Source organism: Streptomyces sp. NPDC096040 (genome assembly GCF_040303265.1).
GTDB lineage: Bacteria > Actinomycetota > Actinomycetes > Streptomycetales > Streptomycetaceae > Streptomyces.
This window is the reverse complement of the sequence record NZ_JBEOTA010000002.1, coordinates 204,707-218,730: the sequence shown is the minus strand read 5'-3', so window position 1 is coordinate 218,730 and position 14,024 is coordinate 204,707. Positions and strand designations below refer to the sequence as shown.

General features: G+C 72.6%; 11 protein-coding genes. 2 read left to right on the top strand and 9 right to left on the bottom strand.

Annotated elements, in window-relative coordinates:
• Window positions 1–9: 9 nt before the first annotated feature.
• Both ABTY98_RS02825 and ABTY98_RS02820 read right to left on the bottom strand, forming a co-directional pair.
• Window positions 10–552, bottom strand: a complete 543-nt coding sequence (locus ABTY98_RS02825) for a tRNA-specific adenosine deaminase (RefSeq protein ID WP_352219216.1) — start codon at window positions 550–552, stop codon at window positions 10–12.
• Between the two features lie 61 nt (window positions 553–613).
• Window positions 614–820 (bottom strand): hypothetical protein, encoded by a 207-nt coding sequence (locus ABTY98_RS02820; RefSeq protein WP_352219062.1) that lies wholly within the window; start codon window positions 818–820, stop codon window positions 614–616.
• A gap of 170 nt (window positions 821–990) precedes the next feature.
• On the opposite strand from ABTY98_RS02820, the gene ABTY98_RS02815 reads away from it, so the two are divergent.
• A complete protein-coding gene (locus ABTY98_RS02815; protein WP_352219061.1) occupies window positions 991–2,826 on the top strand; it encodes a glycoside hydrolase family 15 protein in 1,836 nt (611 codons plus the stop codon).
• On the opposite strand, the gene ABTY98_RS02810 is transcribed toward ABTY98_RS02815, so the two are convergent.
• The 7 genes from ABTY98_RS02810 to ABTY98_RS02780 all read right to left on the bottom strand — a co-directional run bounded on the left by ABTY98_RS02810 (window position 2,801) and on the right by ABTY98_RS02780 (window position 12,693).
• Window positions 2,801–3,103: a hypothetical protein gene (locus ABTY98_RS02810; RefSeq protein WP_352219060.1), complete on the bottom strand. Its 303-nt coding sequence runs from the start codon at window positions 3,101–3,103 to the stop codon at window positions 2,801–2,803. The genes ABTY98_RS02815 and ABTY98_RS02810 overlap by 26 nt on opposite strands.
• A gap of 351 nt (window positions 3,104–3,454) precedes the next feature.
• Window positions 3,455–4,081, bottom strand: coding sequence for a hypothetical protein (locus ABTY98_RS02805; RefSeq protein WP_352219059.1), 627 nt, complete (start codon window positions 4,079–4,081; stop codon window positions 3,455–3,457).
• A 57-nt stretch (window positions 4,082–4,138) separates the two neighbouring features.
• Window positions 4,139–6,775 carry a SpoIIE family protein phosphatase gene (locus tag ABTY98_RS02800; RefSeq protein ID WP_352219215.1) on the bottom strand — a complete coding sequence of 879 codons (2,637 nt, stop codon included), beginning with the start codon at window positions 6,773–6,775 and terminating at the stop codon, window positions 4,139–4,141.
• 189 nt (window positions 6,776–6,964) lie between these two features.
• Window positions 6,965–9,460 (bottom strand): SpoIIE family protein phosphatase, encoded by a 2,496-nt coding sequence (locus tag ABTY98_RS02795; RefSeq protein WP_352219058.1) that lies wholly within the window; start codon window positions 9,458–9,460, stop codon window positions 6,965–6,967.
• Window positions 9,461–9,559: 99 nt separating this feature from the next.
• Window positions 9,560–9,847, bottom strand: coding sequence for a YkvA family protein (locus ABTY98_RS02790; RefSeq protein WP_352219057.1), 288 nt, complete (start codon window positions 9,845–9,847; stop codon window positions 9,560–9,562).
• Window positions 9,848–9,887: 40 nt separating this feature from the next.
• Window positions 9,888–11,027 (bottom strand): hypothetical protein, encoded by a 1,140-nt coding sequence (locus tag ABTY98_RS02785; RefSeq protein WP_352219056.1) that lies wholly within the window; start codon window positions 11,025–11,027, stop codon window positions 9,888–9,890.
• A 301-nt stretch (window positions 11,028–11,328) separates the two neighbouring features.
• Complete coding sequence (locus ABTY98_RS02780; RefSeq protein ID WP_352219055.1) at window positions 11,329–12,693, bottom strand: FAD-dependent oxidoreductase; 1,365 nt, start codon at window positions 12,691–12,693, stop codon at window positions 11,329–11,331.
• Between the two features lie 247 nt (window positions 12,694–12,940).
• On the opposite strand from ABTY98_RS02780, the gene ABTY98_RS02775 reads away from it, so the two are divergent.
• Window positions 12,941–13,999, top strand: a complete 1,059-nt coding sequence (locus ABTY98_RS02775; protein ID WP_352219054.1) for an NAD-dependent epimerase/dehydratase family protein — start codon at window positions 12,941–12,943, stop codon at window positions 13,997–13,999.
• Window positions 14,000–14,024 lie beyond the last annotated feature (25 nt).

Sequence of the window (14,024 nt, the reverse complement as noted above, 5' to 3'; positions counted from 1 at the left end):
TCGGCCGGCTCAGGGCGCCCCGCCCGCCCGGTTCCCGCGCAGGATCTGGGCCCGCCGGAACAGCGCGTCCGTCGTCCCGGCCGGCACGCCCGCGTGCAGCCGAGGGAGTAGAAGGACCTGGCCGCGGCGGCCACTTCCCGCGCCGGGATGGCGATCTGGACCAGTCCGGTGCGGCCGAGCCCCTCGATCGAGGTGCCCCAGACGACCTGGCCCACCCCGGCCCAGGCGCAGGGTGCAGGCGCTCATGCACATGGCACACGGCTCCCCGGTCGCGTACAGGCTGGTCGCGCGGCCACCCGTGGTTGCCGACCCGGCGCACACAGTCCGCCATGGCGACCGTCTCCCCGTGGTCCGTCGGTTCTCGGCCGAGGTGTTGGCCCCCCGTCCCAGGACCCGGCCCGAGCCCACGAGCACCGCGCCGAAGGGGTAGCGAGGGTTGCGGCGCGCCTGGTCGACCGCAGCTCTCATGAACCGCTCGTGATCCTCGCCGTCGCCGCCCGTGGACGTGACGACGACGGCGGGAGCGGGCCGCGCCGTGTGTACGGCGGGCACCACGCCCGCCGATCCGAGCAGTCCGAGGAGGCGGCGCCTGTCCAGCGTCAACCGTCTCTCCTCAGGGCAGGAGCCTCTCGACGCAGTTCGGCCCCTCGCGCTCCATCTTCTTCCTGGCCCATTCCAGCGTGGCCGGGGTGACGTCCCGGCCCGACGCCATCACCAGGTCTTCGGGCGCCACCCCGGTGCCGGGGGCGCTGTGCAGCAGGAAGTCCGGGGTGGCGCGGTCGTCGGACGACCGGGACGCTTCGGGTTCTGTGGTCGACATGGTCCCTCCTTCGCGGAGCGGGGTGCACACTCTCACAATTGCCCGCCCGGCCGCACCCCGCATCCCGAGCGGCCAGGGGCTCCTTCCCGGCCCGATACCCGGCACGGGAAGGAAATTATCCTTTTTAAGATGTACTGTGCCCATACATCCGTTCCGGGGAGGCCGCCGCGATGATCGAACAGCGGTTCTGTCAGAATGCGCCCGGTAGCCCCCGCTACCTGCCGATCGCCGAGCACGGGCTGATCGGCGATCTGCGCACTGTGGCCCTGGTCGGCAGCGACGGCACCATCGACTGGTACTGCTGTCCGTCGTTCGACGCCCCCAGCGTCTTCGCGGCCGTGCTGGACGCCGAGCGCGGCGGTCGCTTCGCGCTGGCCCCGGCCGTCCCGGCCCGGACCAAGCAGTTCTACTTCCCGGACACCAACGTGCTGATCACCCGGTTCTTCACCGAGGAGGGCGTCGGCGAGGTCCAGGACTTCATGCCCGTCACCGGCGAGTCCGGGGACGGCGAGCGGCACCGGCTCATCCGCCGGGTGATCTGTGTGCGCGGCACCGTCCCCTTCCGGGTCCGGGTGGCGCCCCGCTTCAACTACGGCGCCGACGCGCACACCCTGCGCCTGCTCGACGGCACCGCCCTCTTCGAGTCCGAGGTGATCTCCCTGGCGCTCACCTCCACGGTGGTCATGGAGAGCGACGGCCCCGACGCCCACGCCGACTTCAAACTCGCCGAGGGCGAGTCCGCGGTCTTCGCCCTCGACCAGGCCGGCGACCACATCGCCCCGCGTGGCTGCGCCCACGCCGAGGCCGAGCGCCAGTTCGAGGCCACGGTCCGCTACTGGCGGCGCTGGCTGTCCCGGTCCCGCTACCGGGGCCGCTGGCGTGAGATGGTGCACCGCTCTGCGCTCACCCTGAAGCTGCTCACCTACGCGCCCACCGGTGCGATCGTGGCCGCTCCCACCACCAGCCTCCCGGAGCAGTTCGGCGGCGAACGCAACTGGGACTACCGCTACGTCTGGATCCGCGACGCCGCGTTCGCCGTCTACGCCCTGCTACGGCTCGGCTTCTCCGGCGAGGCCGAGGCCTTCATGAAGTTCCTGACCACCTACATCAGCCACGGCGACGGCGCCGCCTCAGGACCGCTGCAGATCATGTACGGCATCGACGGCCGCACCGACCTGTCCGAACGCGTGCTCCCGCATCTGGAGGGCCACTGCGGATCCGCCCCGGTACGCGTCGGCAACGCCGCGGCAGACCAGCTCCAGCTGGACATCTACGGCGCCCTCATCGACTCGATCTACCTCTACGACAAGTGGGCCCAGCCCATTTCCAGCGCTCAGTGGGACGACGTCACCCATCTCGTCGAGTGGGTCTGCGACAACTGGGACCAGCCCGACGAGGGTGTCTGGGAGACCCGTGGCGGCCGCAAGAACTTCCTCTACTCGCGGGTGATGTGCTGGGTCGCCGTCGAGCGGGCGATCCGCCTCGCGAACCGGCGCGGCCTACCCGCCGACCTGGCCCGCTGGCAGGGCGCCAGGGACGCCATCTACCGGCGGATCATGGACCGCGGCTGGTCGGAGCGGCGCGGCGCCTTCGTCCAGTACGAGGGCGGGGACGTCTTGGACGCCTCGCTCCTCATGATGCCCCTGGCCAAGTTCATCGCGCCGACCGATCCCAAGTGGCTCTCCACCCTGGACGCCCTGGGCGAGGACCTGGTCTCCGACTCCCTCGTCTACCGCTACGACCCGCAGGCCAGCCCCGACGGGCTGCGCGGCGACGAGGGCACCTTCTCCATCTGCTCCTTCTGGTACGTGGAGGCCCTGGTGCGCGCCGGACGTGTGGACGAGGCCAGGCTCGCCTTCGAGAAGATGCTCACCTACGCCAACCATCTCGGCCTGTACGCCGAGGAGATCGGCCGCACCGGCGAGCAACAGGGCAACTTCCCGCAGGCGTTCACCCATCTCTCCCTGATCAGCGCGGCCTTCAACCTGGACCGGGCGCTCGGCTGAGGTTCACACGAAACGTGAACTGCTCACCGGACCGGCCGAGTTGACGCCCGCCCGGGTCACCGGTGAGCCAGGTGTCCCGGACGGACTCGGCGAACGCGGCGAACGCCTCGTCCGTGTCGGCCGGCCCCTCGCCGTCCCCCTCGTTGGCCGCCGCCCGCTCGGCCCCGCCGTTCTCGCCGACCCCCAGCCGCTCGCCCCACGAGGCCACCACCGACTGGTGCGGCAGACCGATGCTGTCGGCGGTGACGGCCGGGGGTGCCCGTCCAGCAGCTCGCATGCTCGTGCAGCATCTGACCCGGCGCACGCTCGAAGAGGGCCCCGATGATCTCCGGACCCGAGGGGTGCACGGCCGGCTCGTTGAGGTCGTACGCCACGACGACGGTGTCGGGCCAGTCCGGCTCGGCCGGCAGGTGCAGCACCTCGGCGGCGGCCAGGCCAAGGACCGGCGAGCCGCGGTCGGGCAGCAGGGACACCGAGCGCCGGTTCGCCCGCCTCGTGTACAGGAGGGTGGCCGGCCGCCGCAGGCCAGCCAGACACAGCTCGGGGCTGTCCTGGAGCCAGGCGTAGCGGCCCGCCGTACCGGCGGCGAAGCCGAAGGGCGAGAGCGTGCCCAGCACCTGATCGCCGATCACATACTGCCGGTCGCGCAGATCCGACGGCTCGCCGAGGGCGGCGGCCCGCTCCAGCATCCGGGTCCGGCGGTCCCGTGCGGGCAGCCACCGCGCGTCCTCCGGCTCGGGCAGCAGCGCGTGCTGACGGCGGGCCATGCCGAGATCGCCCGCCATGATCGCGTTGTAGACCAGCAGACACCGGTCCGGCCAGTCGGCGAACCCGTCCTCGTGCCGGGCCGTTTGGCCATCGCCTCCTGGTGGCGCTCCTCGCGCTCGTACGCCGAGACCAGCTCCCGCAGGACCATCAGCGCACCCGGGTTGTGGCTCAGCACCGTGCGCAGCGGCGGGATCGCCAGGAAGGCCAGGCCGCGTCCGACACACGCGTACCGGAAGTGGAAGAGGTTCTGGGCATGGTCGGGCCGGGCGGCGAGCGCGGCGGCGGCCTGTTCGAGATCGTCGAAACCCGCAGCCTGGGCGGCCCGCTCGACCACGAGGGCCACCTCGGCGACCGGCACGTCCTCCCCGGCGGCCCGCAACCGCCGTACCGCTGCGGGAAGATCCCCGGAGTCCAGGCACTCCCAGGCCTTGACGAGTTCGGCGGACTTCGGGCGGCGACTGCGGCGCGAGAAGACAACGGAGATCATCACCCGCGGGGTGACGTGTCCTCAACACAATGGTGCGAGGGGGGTGTGTCTTGTGGATCAGGGCAGCGGCTGCTCCGCCCAGATGACCTTGCCGGCGGGCGTGTACCGGGTGCCCCAGCGCTCGGCCATCTGCGCGACCAGGAACAGCCCCCGGCCGCCCTCGTCGGTGCTCGCCGCGTACCGCAGATGCGGCGAGGTGGTGCTGGCGTCGGAGACCTCGCAGATCAGCGTCCGGTCGCGGAGCAGCCGTACCCCGATGGGCGCGCGGCCGTAGCGGATGGCGTTGGTGACCAGCTCGCTGAGGATCAGTTCGGTGGTGAACGACAGCTCGTCCAGGTCCCAGTCCGCGAGCTGACGGGTCACCTTGGACCGCACCTCGGAGACGGCCGCCGGGTCGGCCGGCACCTGCCACTCGGCGACCTGGTCCGCGCCGAGCGCCCGGGTGCGGGCGACGATCAGCGCCACGTCGTCGCTGGGGCGGGCCGGCAACCGCTCCAGGACGGCAGCACAGGTCTCCTCGGGGGCCCCGCCGGCCGCCGACTCCAGGGCACCGGCGAGCAGTTCGAGCCCCTCGTCGATGTCCCGCTGCCGGTCCTCGACCAGCCCGTCGGTGTACAGGACCAGGCTGCTGCCCTCGGGCAGCTCCAGGTCGGCCGTCTCGAAGGGCAGTCCGCCCACTCCCAGCGGCGGACCGGTCGGCACGTCCGGGAACTCCACAGTGCCGTCCGGCCTGAGCAGCGCCGGCGGCGGATGACCGGCCCGGGCCACCGTGCAGCGCCGGGAGACCGGGTCGTAGATCGCGTACAGACAGGTCGCGCCCGTGACCGGGGCCGTGCTGTCCGTGGGGGTCTCGTCCTGGTCGATACGGCCCACCAGCTCGTCCAGCAGGCTCAGCAGTTCGTCGGGTGTCATGTCCAGCGCCGCGAAGTTGTGCACGGCCGTGCGCAGCCGCCCCATGGTCGCCGCCGCGTGCAACCCGTGCCCCACGACGTCCCCGACCACCAGCGCCACCCGCGCCCCGGACAGCGGCAGCACGTCGAACCAGTCGCCGCCCACGCCCGCCTGCGCCGGCAGATAGCGGTAGGCGATCTCCAGGGCGCTCTGCTCGGGCAGGCTGCGCGGCAGCAGACTGCGCTGGAGGGCCACCGCCATGCTGTGCTCGCGGGTGTAGCGGCGGGCGTTGTCGATGGAGACGGCAGCCCGGGCCACCAGTTCCTCCGCGAGGGCCAGTTCCTCCGTGTCGAACGGCGCGAGCTTCTCCGAACGGCAGAAGTTGGCCACCCCCAGCACCAGGTTCCCGGCCCGCAGCGGCACCGTGATCAGCGAATGGATGCCGAATTCCAGGATCCGGCCGGCGACTTCCACGTCCTGGGCCCGCCAGCCGGGCGCGTCCCGGAGCCGCGGCTCCACGACGGACTCACCGGTCGCCAGACAGCGGGCCTGCGGCGAGGACGGCACGAAACGGATCCGCTCGCCGACCTGGTACAGCGGGGCGTCCTTGCGCAGCCCGGCGAACGCCACCCGGCGCACCGTGTCCCCGGGCTTGGGCTCCTCGCCCTTGAGGACCGCGTCGTACAGGTCGATGGCGGCGTAGTCCGCGAACCGGGGCACGGCCAGCTCCGCCAGTTCCTCGGCGGTGCGGGTGACATCCAGGCTGGTACCGATGCCCACTCCGGCGTCGTACAGCATGTTCAGGCGCTCGCGGGCCACCTCGGCGCGCCCGGAGAGGGCGCGCAGCTCGGTGGAGTCGCGCAGGGTGATGACACTGCCGGGCGGCCCACCGCGCACCTCGATGGGGCGCTGGTTGACGGCCAGCAGCCGGTCCTTGACCAGGTGCACCTCGTCGGTGGCCATCCGCCCCGAGGCGATCAGCTCCGCGGTGTCTCTGTCCAGGCCGAGGTCCCGGACCCGGCGGCGTTCGGCGTCCGCGGGCAGGTCCAGCAGACGCTGTGCCTCGTCGTTGGCGAGGATCAGCCGGCCGTCGCCGCCGACGATCAGCACCCCCTCCCGCACGGAGTGCAGCACCGCGTCGTGGTGCTCGTACATGCGGGTCATCTCATCCGGACCGAGACCGTGTGTCTGACGTCTGAGGCGGCGGCTGACCAGCGCAGTGCCCCCGGTCGCCAGGGCCAGTGCGGCAGCGGCCGAGGCCAGCAGCAGCGGCAGCTGCTGGTCGGCGGTGCCGCCCACGTGCGCGGTGGTGATGCCGGCCGCCACCAGCCCCACCACCTTGCCGCCGGCGTCCCTGACCGGGACCACGGCCTGCACCAGCTCCCCGATGGTGCCCTTCACCTCCTGGGTGACGGTGCCGCCGGCCAGCGCGGGCCCGATGTCCCCGACGAACTTCTTCCCGATGCGGTCCGGCTTCGGGTGCGTGTAGCGGATCCCCTCGGTGTTCATGACGACGATGAAGTCCACACCGGTCGCCTTGCGGGCCGCCTCGGCCTTCGGCTGGAGCACGGCCGTCGGGTCCGGCAGCAGCAGCGCGGCGGCGGTACCGGGCGCGTTGGCGAAGGACTCGGCGACGGCCACGGACCGGTTGCGGGCCTCCGTACTGCTGTCGTGCCGTACCTGGAGGACCTGTGCCACCACAGCCGACACGACGAGCAGCAGCACGATCACCACCTGCAGCATGAACACCTGTCCGGCCACGCTGCGGCCGCTGCGCGCCGACCACCGCCGCCCGGACCGCATATGCCCGGGCCGGGTCGCCGTCTGCTCCCGCTCTGCGAGCGGCGCGCGCGGAATCCCGGAAGGAGGCGGCCGAGTGTCGGACCGGCCGGGCAGACGGACCATGAGCCCATGTCTACACTGCCCGGCCCTGCGAGGCGAGAGGGTCTCCAGAGGTAACCGGCTTCATACCCCGTTGTGCCGTAACCGACGCTACCCTGAGGCCGGGCGGAGGGCGGCGAGCAGCAGCGCCACGTCGTCGGGGCGGTCGGTGGCGTGCCGGGCCGTGGCGGTCAGCCGGTCGGCCACCCCGGCCAGCGAGCGGCCGCCGCGCCGGCCCGGCGCCGACCCGGCCTTCGCCAGGGCCAGCCGCAGCACCGCGATGCCGTCGTCGATGTCCTCGCCCGGCCGCTCCACCAGCCCGTCCGTGTACAGGGCGAGGATCGCGTCCGGCTCCAGCACCAGCTCGGTCACCGGGTACCGGGCGCGCGGATCCACACCCAGCACGACTCCGCCGGCGATCTCCAGGACGTGGGTGCGGCCGTCCGGGGCGCGCAGCAGAGGCTGCGGATGACCGGCCCGGGCGACCCGGGCCAGCCCGGTGGCGGGGTCCAGGCGCAGATAGCAGCAACTGGCGAACTGACCCGGGTCGAGGTCGATGAGCAGACGGTTCGTGCCGCTCAGCACCTCGTCGGGCGGCCGGTCGCCGAGCGCGAACGCCCTTACGGCACTGCGCAGTTGACCCATGGTGGCGGCCGCCTGCACCCCGTGCCCCTGGACGTCCCCGATGACCAGGGCCAGTCCGTCGCCGGCCTCGACGACGTCGTACCAGTCGCCGCCCACGTCCATGCCCTGGGTGCCCGGCAGATACCGGCCGGCGGTCTCCACCTGCGGGTGGGCCGACAGTCGGCGGGGCAGCAGCGCCTGCTGGAGACCGCGGGCGAGGGCGGACTCGGTGTCGTACCGCTGGGCCCTCTCCATCGCGTGTGCGATCAGGCCCGCGAGCGCCGTGAGGACCGTGCGTTCCTCGGTGGTGAAGCCGCGCTCGACGTCGAAGCCGAGGATGCAGGAGCCGACCGGGCGGCCGGAGGCGATCAGCGGCAGGAAGGCGCGGGCGCCCTCGGCGGCGTCCAGGGCGAGGCCCGGATAGGTGTCCGCCAGTCGCCGCATCGACTCGAAGAACAGCGGTCTGCCGGTGGTGAGGGTCTCCACGCCGGGCACGTGGGCGTCGAGTCCGATGCCCTCGAAGGGGGCGAGGAAGCCCGGCGGGAAGCCGTACTCCCACGCCAGGTAGAGATGCCGTTCCTGGAGGAGGTAGATGGCCAGCCGGCGGCCGCCGAAGGCCGGGAGCAGTTCCTGCATCACCACCGCCGACACCTGCCGTGCGGTCACCGCGTCGGTCAGCGCGATGGCCAGGGCGATCGGCCGGTACAGCGGAGCCGTCGGGGCACCCCCGGCAGGTGTCGGACCGGCCGCCGCGCCCGGCTCCGGCGGGCTGGGCAGATGTACGGCCGGGTCGATCCGGTGGGCGGGGACGACCGTGCCGGTGATGAGGTCGGGGCCGGGGTGCAGGGACAGAGCGAGCCAGTCGCCTTCGCCGGTGTCCCCGTGGCGGACCTGGAAGTGCACCGGGTCGGGGGCGAGCAGCGCACCGCGCCAGTGGTCGTCGTACGGCGGCCCGCTCAGCCACGGCATGGCCTCCCACACGGGTCGCCCGAGCAGTTCGGCGGCCGGCCGGCCCGTCAGGCGGGCGGCGGCCGGGTTGACGTAGCGGAGCAGCCCCGAGCGGTCCAGGCAGAACACGCCCAGGGGGAGCAGATCGACCACCCCGTCGGCGGACGCGGCGGGGCCCGGGTCGAGGACGATCCCGGAGACCAGGGTCGGGTCCGCGAGGCCGGGCGGCGGCCACAGTTCCAGCAGGCGCGGGGCGCCGTCCGCGGCCCACACGCGAAGCGGGGAGTCCGGCGGCCGGCCGGCCGCGGTCTCGCGCAGCGCGGTCAGCACCTGGTGGGCGTCGGCCGGCGTGACGGCCGCCGCCAGCTCGGCGCCGGTGGCGGGGAAGTCCTCCGGGGCGACGCCGAGCAAGGCATGCAGCCGGTCGTCCGCGCGCACCGCCGAGGTGGCCGGATCCCAGGTGAAACGGCCGGCCCGGGCTGTCCCTGGGTGTGCCGCGGGCGGCCGTACGCACACCGGCTCGCCCTCCCAGGCGACCGCCGCGTCACCCTCCTCGGCCACCAGCTTGCGCAGCCCGGCCCCCAGGTCCTCGGCCAGCCGGCCCAGATGGTCCAGGCCGGGCAGCTCGTCCTCCGTGTCCGGGGCCGCCGGACGCAGCACCGCGAGCACCCCGAAAGCCGGCGCCGCCCCGGGCACGGGCGTGTACACCGACCCGAACTGGAACGGCAGACCGGCCGCGAACTGGGGGTAGCGGCGCACCATCTCGGTGGCGTTGGGCAGCACCACCCGCACCCCGAGCCGGTAGGCGTCCGCGACCGGGTACGGGCGGTCCATGTGCAGCCGCCACCAGGGTCGGAACAGCGGGGCGGGCAGCCCCACCAGCGTGGCGAGCCGCAGCAGGCCCGGGGGGCTGGAGCGCAGGTACACCCCGGCGACATGGCCGCCCGCCGCGCCCAGGGCACTGGTCGAGGCGTCGACCAGCAGCGCGGTCAGCCGTTCACGCGCCCGGCCCAGGTGCTCGCCGCTCCCAGTCATCCGGTCCTACCTCGTCCGTGCACCGCCGGTGGGGACACAGCAAGAATGCGCCACGACGCCCACGGAACGCACCCGGGCGACCGTCCTGCCCCGGGCGGCTCAGAGTTCCGGATCCTCCGTCGGCAGCACCCGGGCCGCGCGCATCGTGCGCAGGGCCAGCAGGAGGACGCCGATGTCGTCCAGGTAGATCGGGTCGGGGAGCAGGTCGGTCGGCAGCACCAGATACAGGACAGCGCCCCAGAACACCCAGCGCGGTCCGGTCGGCAGCCCGGCCCGGCGCAGGGTGCTCCGGGTGCGGACAAGTCGTACGAGTACCGTGACCGCCCCGGCGAGCAGGGCCGCCGCGACGATCGCGCAGATCACGAGCACGGTCGTGGTGGTGTCCATGGCTGTCCTGTCGTCCGGCCCCGGTCCGGCCCGGGGTTCCTCACCGGTCCGTCTTCCCGGTTTCGTCCTCCGCCATGGCCGCCGGCTCGGCATTCTCCTTCGGCGGCCGCAGCCCCTTGAACACACGGGTCAACTGCTGGAAGGGGGAGGCGGGTTGGGGCGCGAGCGCGGCGGGGGCGGGTGTGTCGCGGAGCGCGGCGAGTGCCTCGTCGGCCCGCTCGGCGGCCTCCCGGTACAGGTCGCGGGACCTGGTCATGGCCTCCAGGGCCTCGGCGTACTGGGCGACCCGCTCGCGTTCGCGTGCCAGTTCCTCCTCCAGCGTCATCAGGGTCCAGTTGTCGCGCAGATCGGCCAGCGCCTCCTCGGCGCCCTGCGGCGCGGGCTTGGGCAGCGCGGCGAACCGGATCAGGGCGGCGACCAGCTCGGCGGGCTCCGAGCCGTCCAGGAAGACGCTGCGCACCGCGTACTCCCGCGGGTCGTAGCCGGACGGCGCCGGGTCCGGGGGCAGCAGGACGGCACCGCCGCGCGGCACTTCGACGCCGAGGTCACGTACCGCCCAGTTGACGGCACGGAACTGCTGGGGTGTGGCCCGGTGCTCCACGACACGGTGGGCGAGGCCGGGCGGCAGCTGCCGGACCAGCGGCAGGCGGCCGAGCGCGTCGGGCGTCATCGCCTCGTGCACCACGAGGTTGACGCACCAGGCGTCCTTCGCGGCGTCGCGCAGCACCCGGCGCATCTCCTTGTCGTCGGCGGGCAGCGGATTGACCGTGCGCAGCCGCAGGCCCGCGACGGCCGGGTGGTAGTCCCAGGCGGCCTCGCCGCCGTCACCGGCCTCGTCGCCGTCGGGCCAGAACATCGTCGCCGGGGAGGGCCAGGCCTCGTCCCAGGGCCGCTCGGCCTCAGCGACCAGCTGCCACTCCCGCCCGGCCTGCTGTGATACGAGGGTCAGCCGGGCGCGCGCCGTCACCGTGCCGTCGTCGACGCGCCAGCGGGCCTCGAAGACCCGCCGGTCGGAGTCCTCGGGCACGGCGGGTTCGACGAAGTCGTCGAGGGCGCCGGTCTCCTTGCGGTGGCGCAGGATCCGGCGGATCACCTTCTCGGAGTCAGGACCCGTGTGGCGGCCGTGGGCGGCCCAGACGGTCGGCGGAAGGACGGCACGGTCGGTGGCGGAGTTCGACATGGGCCAATCTGCTGATGGGAGCGGGTGTGCCTTCCAGTATCACCGCCCGGGAGCGTGTCCCACCGGGCGGGGGCCGCCCGCGCACGGGGAACGCGCCCCGCACCCGGGGTGTGCGCCGTGTGCGTCGTATGACGCCGGTTCACCCGTGCCCCCGATCAGGCATACCCCGGACAATGGCGCGGTGAACGGGGCCCGCCCGCCCATCCGCTCAGGGGCGGGCCCCGTTCACCGGGCTGACGGTGAACACGATAGGGGGCCGACGGCGTCCGTCGGCCCCCTGTTCGAGCAGGTCGGTGTCGCGTCAGGCGCCGCTCTCCCGGAGCATGTCCTCGCGCTCGACGAGCTTCACGCGCTCACGGCCGTGCGGCTCGCCCAGCGCCCGCTCGGCGGCGTCCAGCCTGTACCAGCCCTCCCAGGTGGTGAAGCGGACGTTGCGCTCGGCGAGGAAGGCGTCCACGGCCTCCGGCGCGGGCGACGCGGGGGTGTGCAGCCTGCCGTTGGCGTGGTCGTCCAGCAGGTTCGACACCGTCTCGTTGGCGTCGCCCTTGGTGTGGCCGATCAGGCCGACCGGGCCGCGCCGGATCCAGCCGGTGACGTAGGTCGACTGGAGGTGCTTGCCGCTCTCCTCGATGACCCGGCCGCCCTCGTCCGGGACGGTGCCCGAGTCGATGTCCCAGGGCAGCTTGGGCAGCTTGTCGGAGAGGTAGCCGACGGCGCGGTAGACCGCACCGAGGTCCCAGTCCTTGAACTCGCCGGTGCCCTTGACGTTGCCGGTGCCGTCCAGGGCGGTGCGCTCGGTGCGCAGACCGGTGACCTTGCCGTCCTCGCCGAGGATCTCCGAGGGGGACTCGAAGAAGTGCAGGAAGAGCTTGTGCGGGCGGTTGCCGACATCGCGGATCGCCCAGTTCTCCAGCGTCTTGGCGACCATGTCGGCCTGCTTGTTGCCGCGCCGGGTCTCGATCGAGCCCTCGTCGTAGTCGATGTCCTCGGGGTCGACGATGACCTCGATGTTGGGGGAGTGGTCCAGCTCCCGCAGCTCCATCGGGGAGAACTTCGCCTGCGCCGGGCCGCGGCGGCCGAAGACGTGCACCTCGAGCGCCTTGTTGGCCTTCAGGCCCTCGTACACGTTCGGCGGGATCTCGGTCGGCAGCAGCTCGTCGGCGGTCTTGGCGAGGATGCGGGCCACGTCCAGGGCCACGTTGCCGACACCGAGGACGGCGACCTTCTCGGCGTGAAGCGGCCAGGTGCGCGGTACGTCGGGGTGGCCGTCGTACCAGGAGACGAAGTCGGCGGCGCCGTAGGATCCGTCCAGCTCGATGCCGGGTATGCGCAGCTCCCGGTCGGCCGTCGCGCCGGTGGAGAAGATCACGGCGTCGTAGAAGGTGCGCAGGTCGTCGAGGCTGATGTCGGTCGGGTAGTCCACATTGCCGAAGAGCCTGATCTGCGGCTTGTCGAGCACCTGGTGCAGGGCCGTGATGATGCCCTTGATGCGCGGGTGGTCGGGGGCGACGCCGTAACGGATCAGGCCGAAGGGGGCGGGCATCCGCTCGAAGAGGTCGATGGACACGCCGGGCTCGGCGGCCACCGCGGACTTGAGCAGGGCGTCGGCGGCATAGATCCCGGCGGGGCCGGCTCCGACGATGGCTACCCGCAGGGGGCGCGGCATGATCAGGTTCCCTTCGAGTGAGGACATTCGATCTCGAACGGGAAGCCTAAACTAAGGCAGTCCTAAGTTAGTACACGGGTCCGGTCTATGACCTCATAAGGCGACCTTATGACCTATGTCGGTGCCAGCTTATGCCCCGGAGAGGGTACAGCCCTCCTCCTGGTGCTTGGCGGGCGCCCCGGGCATGCACCACCCTGTCCTCCGCGGCGTACCGAGGCGCGGTGGCCGGACGGCGAGGGGTGACAGTGTGGACGCACGCGGGGAGACGACCGTCGCGGTGACCGGCGGCAGCGGATTCGTCGGCAGCCATCTGGTACGCAGGCTGCTGGAGCGGGGCTACCGGGTCCACGCGACCGTCCGCAGCGCCTCCGACGTCGCCAAGGTCCGGCCCCTGTGGGAACTCCAGGAGGCCTTCCCCGGCCGACTCGCCCTGTTCGAGGCCGACTTGCTCAAGGACGGCTCCTTCGACGAGGCGTTCCGCGGCTGTGCGACCGTCTTCCACGTGGCCTCGCCGTTCCTGATGCCGGAGCGGATCAAGGACGGCCAACGGGACGTCGTGGAACCGGCGTTGCTCGGCACCCGCAACGTGCTCGCGAGCGTGGAGCGCATCCCGGAGGTGGCGACCCTGGTCTTCACCTCCACCGTGGGCGCGATCTTCGGCGACTACTGCGACGTCCGCGGGATGGCAGGCGAGATCCTCACGGAGCAGTACTTCAACACCACCAGCACGGTGGCCGACAACCCCTACCACTACGCCAAGACGGTCGCCGAACGCGCCGTCTGGGACGCCGAGGCCGCCCAGGACCGCTGGCGCATGGTCTCCGTCAACCCCGGCCTGATCCTGGGCCCTTCGCTCACGCCCGCCTCCGAGTCCGGCAGCCTGTTCCTGCTGGACGAGCTGTTCAAGGGCTACTTCTGCTACGGCGCCCCGGACTTCAGTTTCACCACCGCGGACGTCCGCGACGTGGCCGACGCGCACATCGCGGCGGCCGAGAACCCGGCGGCCAGGGGCCGTTACATCGTGGCCCACGAGACCATGACGTCCTTCCACGAGATGTCCCGGATCATCCGCACGCGCCGCCCCTGGGATCCGCGCCTGCCGCGCACCGCGCTTCCGCACTGGCCGGTACGCATCCTGGGCCCGTACTTCGGCCTCACCCAGGACTACATACGCAAGCACCTCGGCATCCGCTTCCGCGTCGACAACAGCCGCAGCGTCCACGAGCTGGGCCTCACCTACCGGCCCGTCGAGGAGACCCTCCTGGACCACCACGAGAGCTGGCGCACGCGGCGGCGGAGGGTCTGACCCCGACGACCCGACGACCTCGACG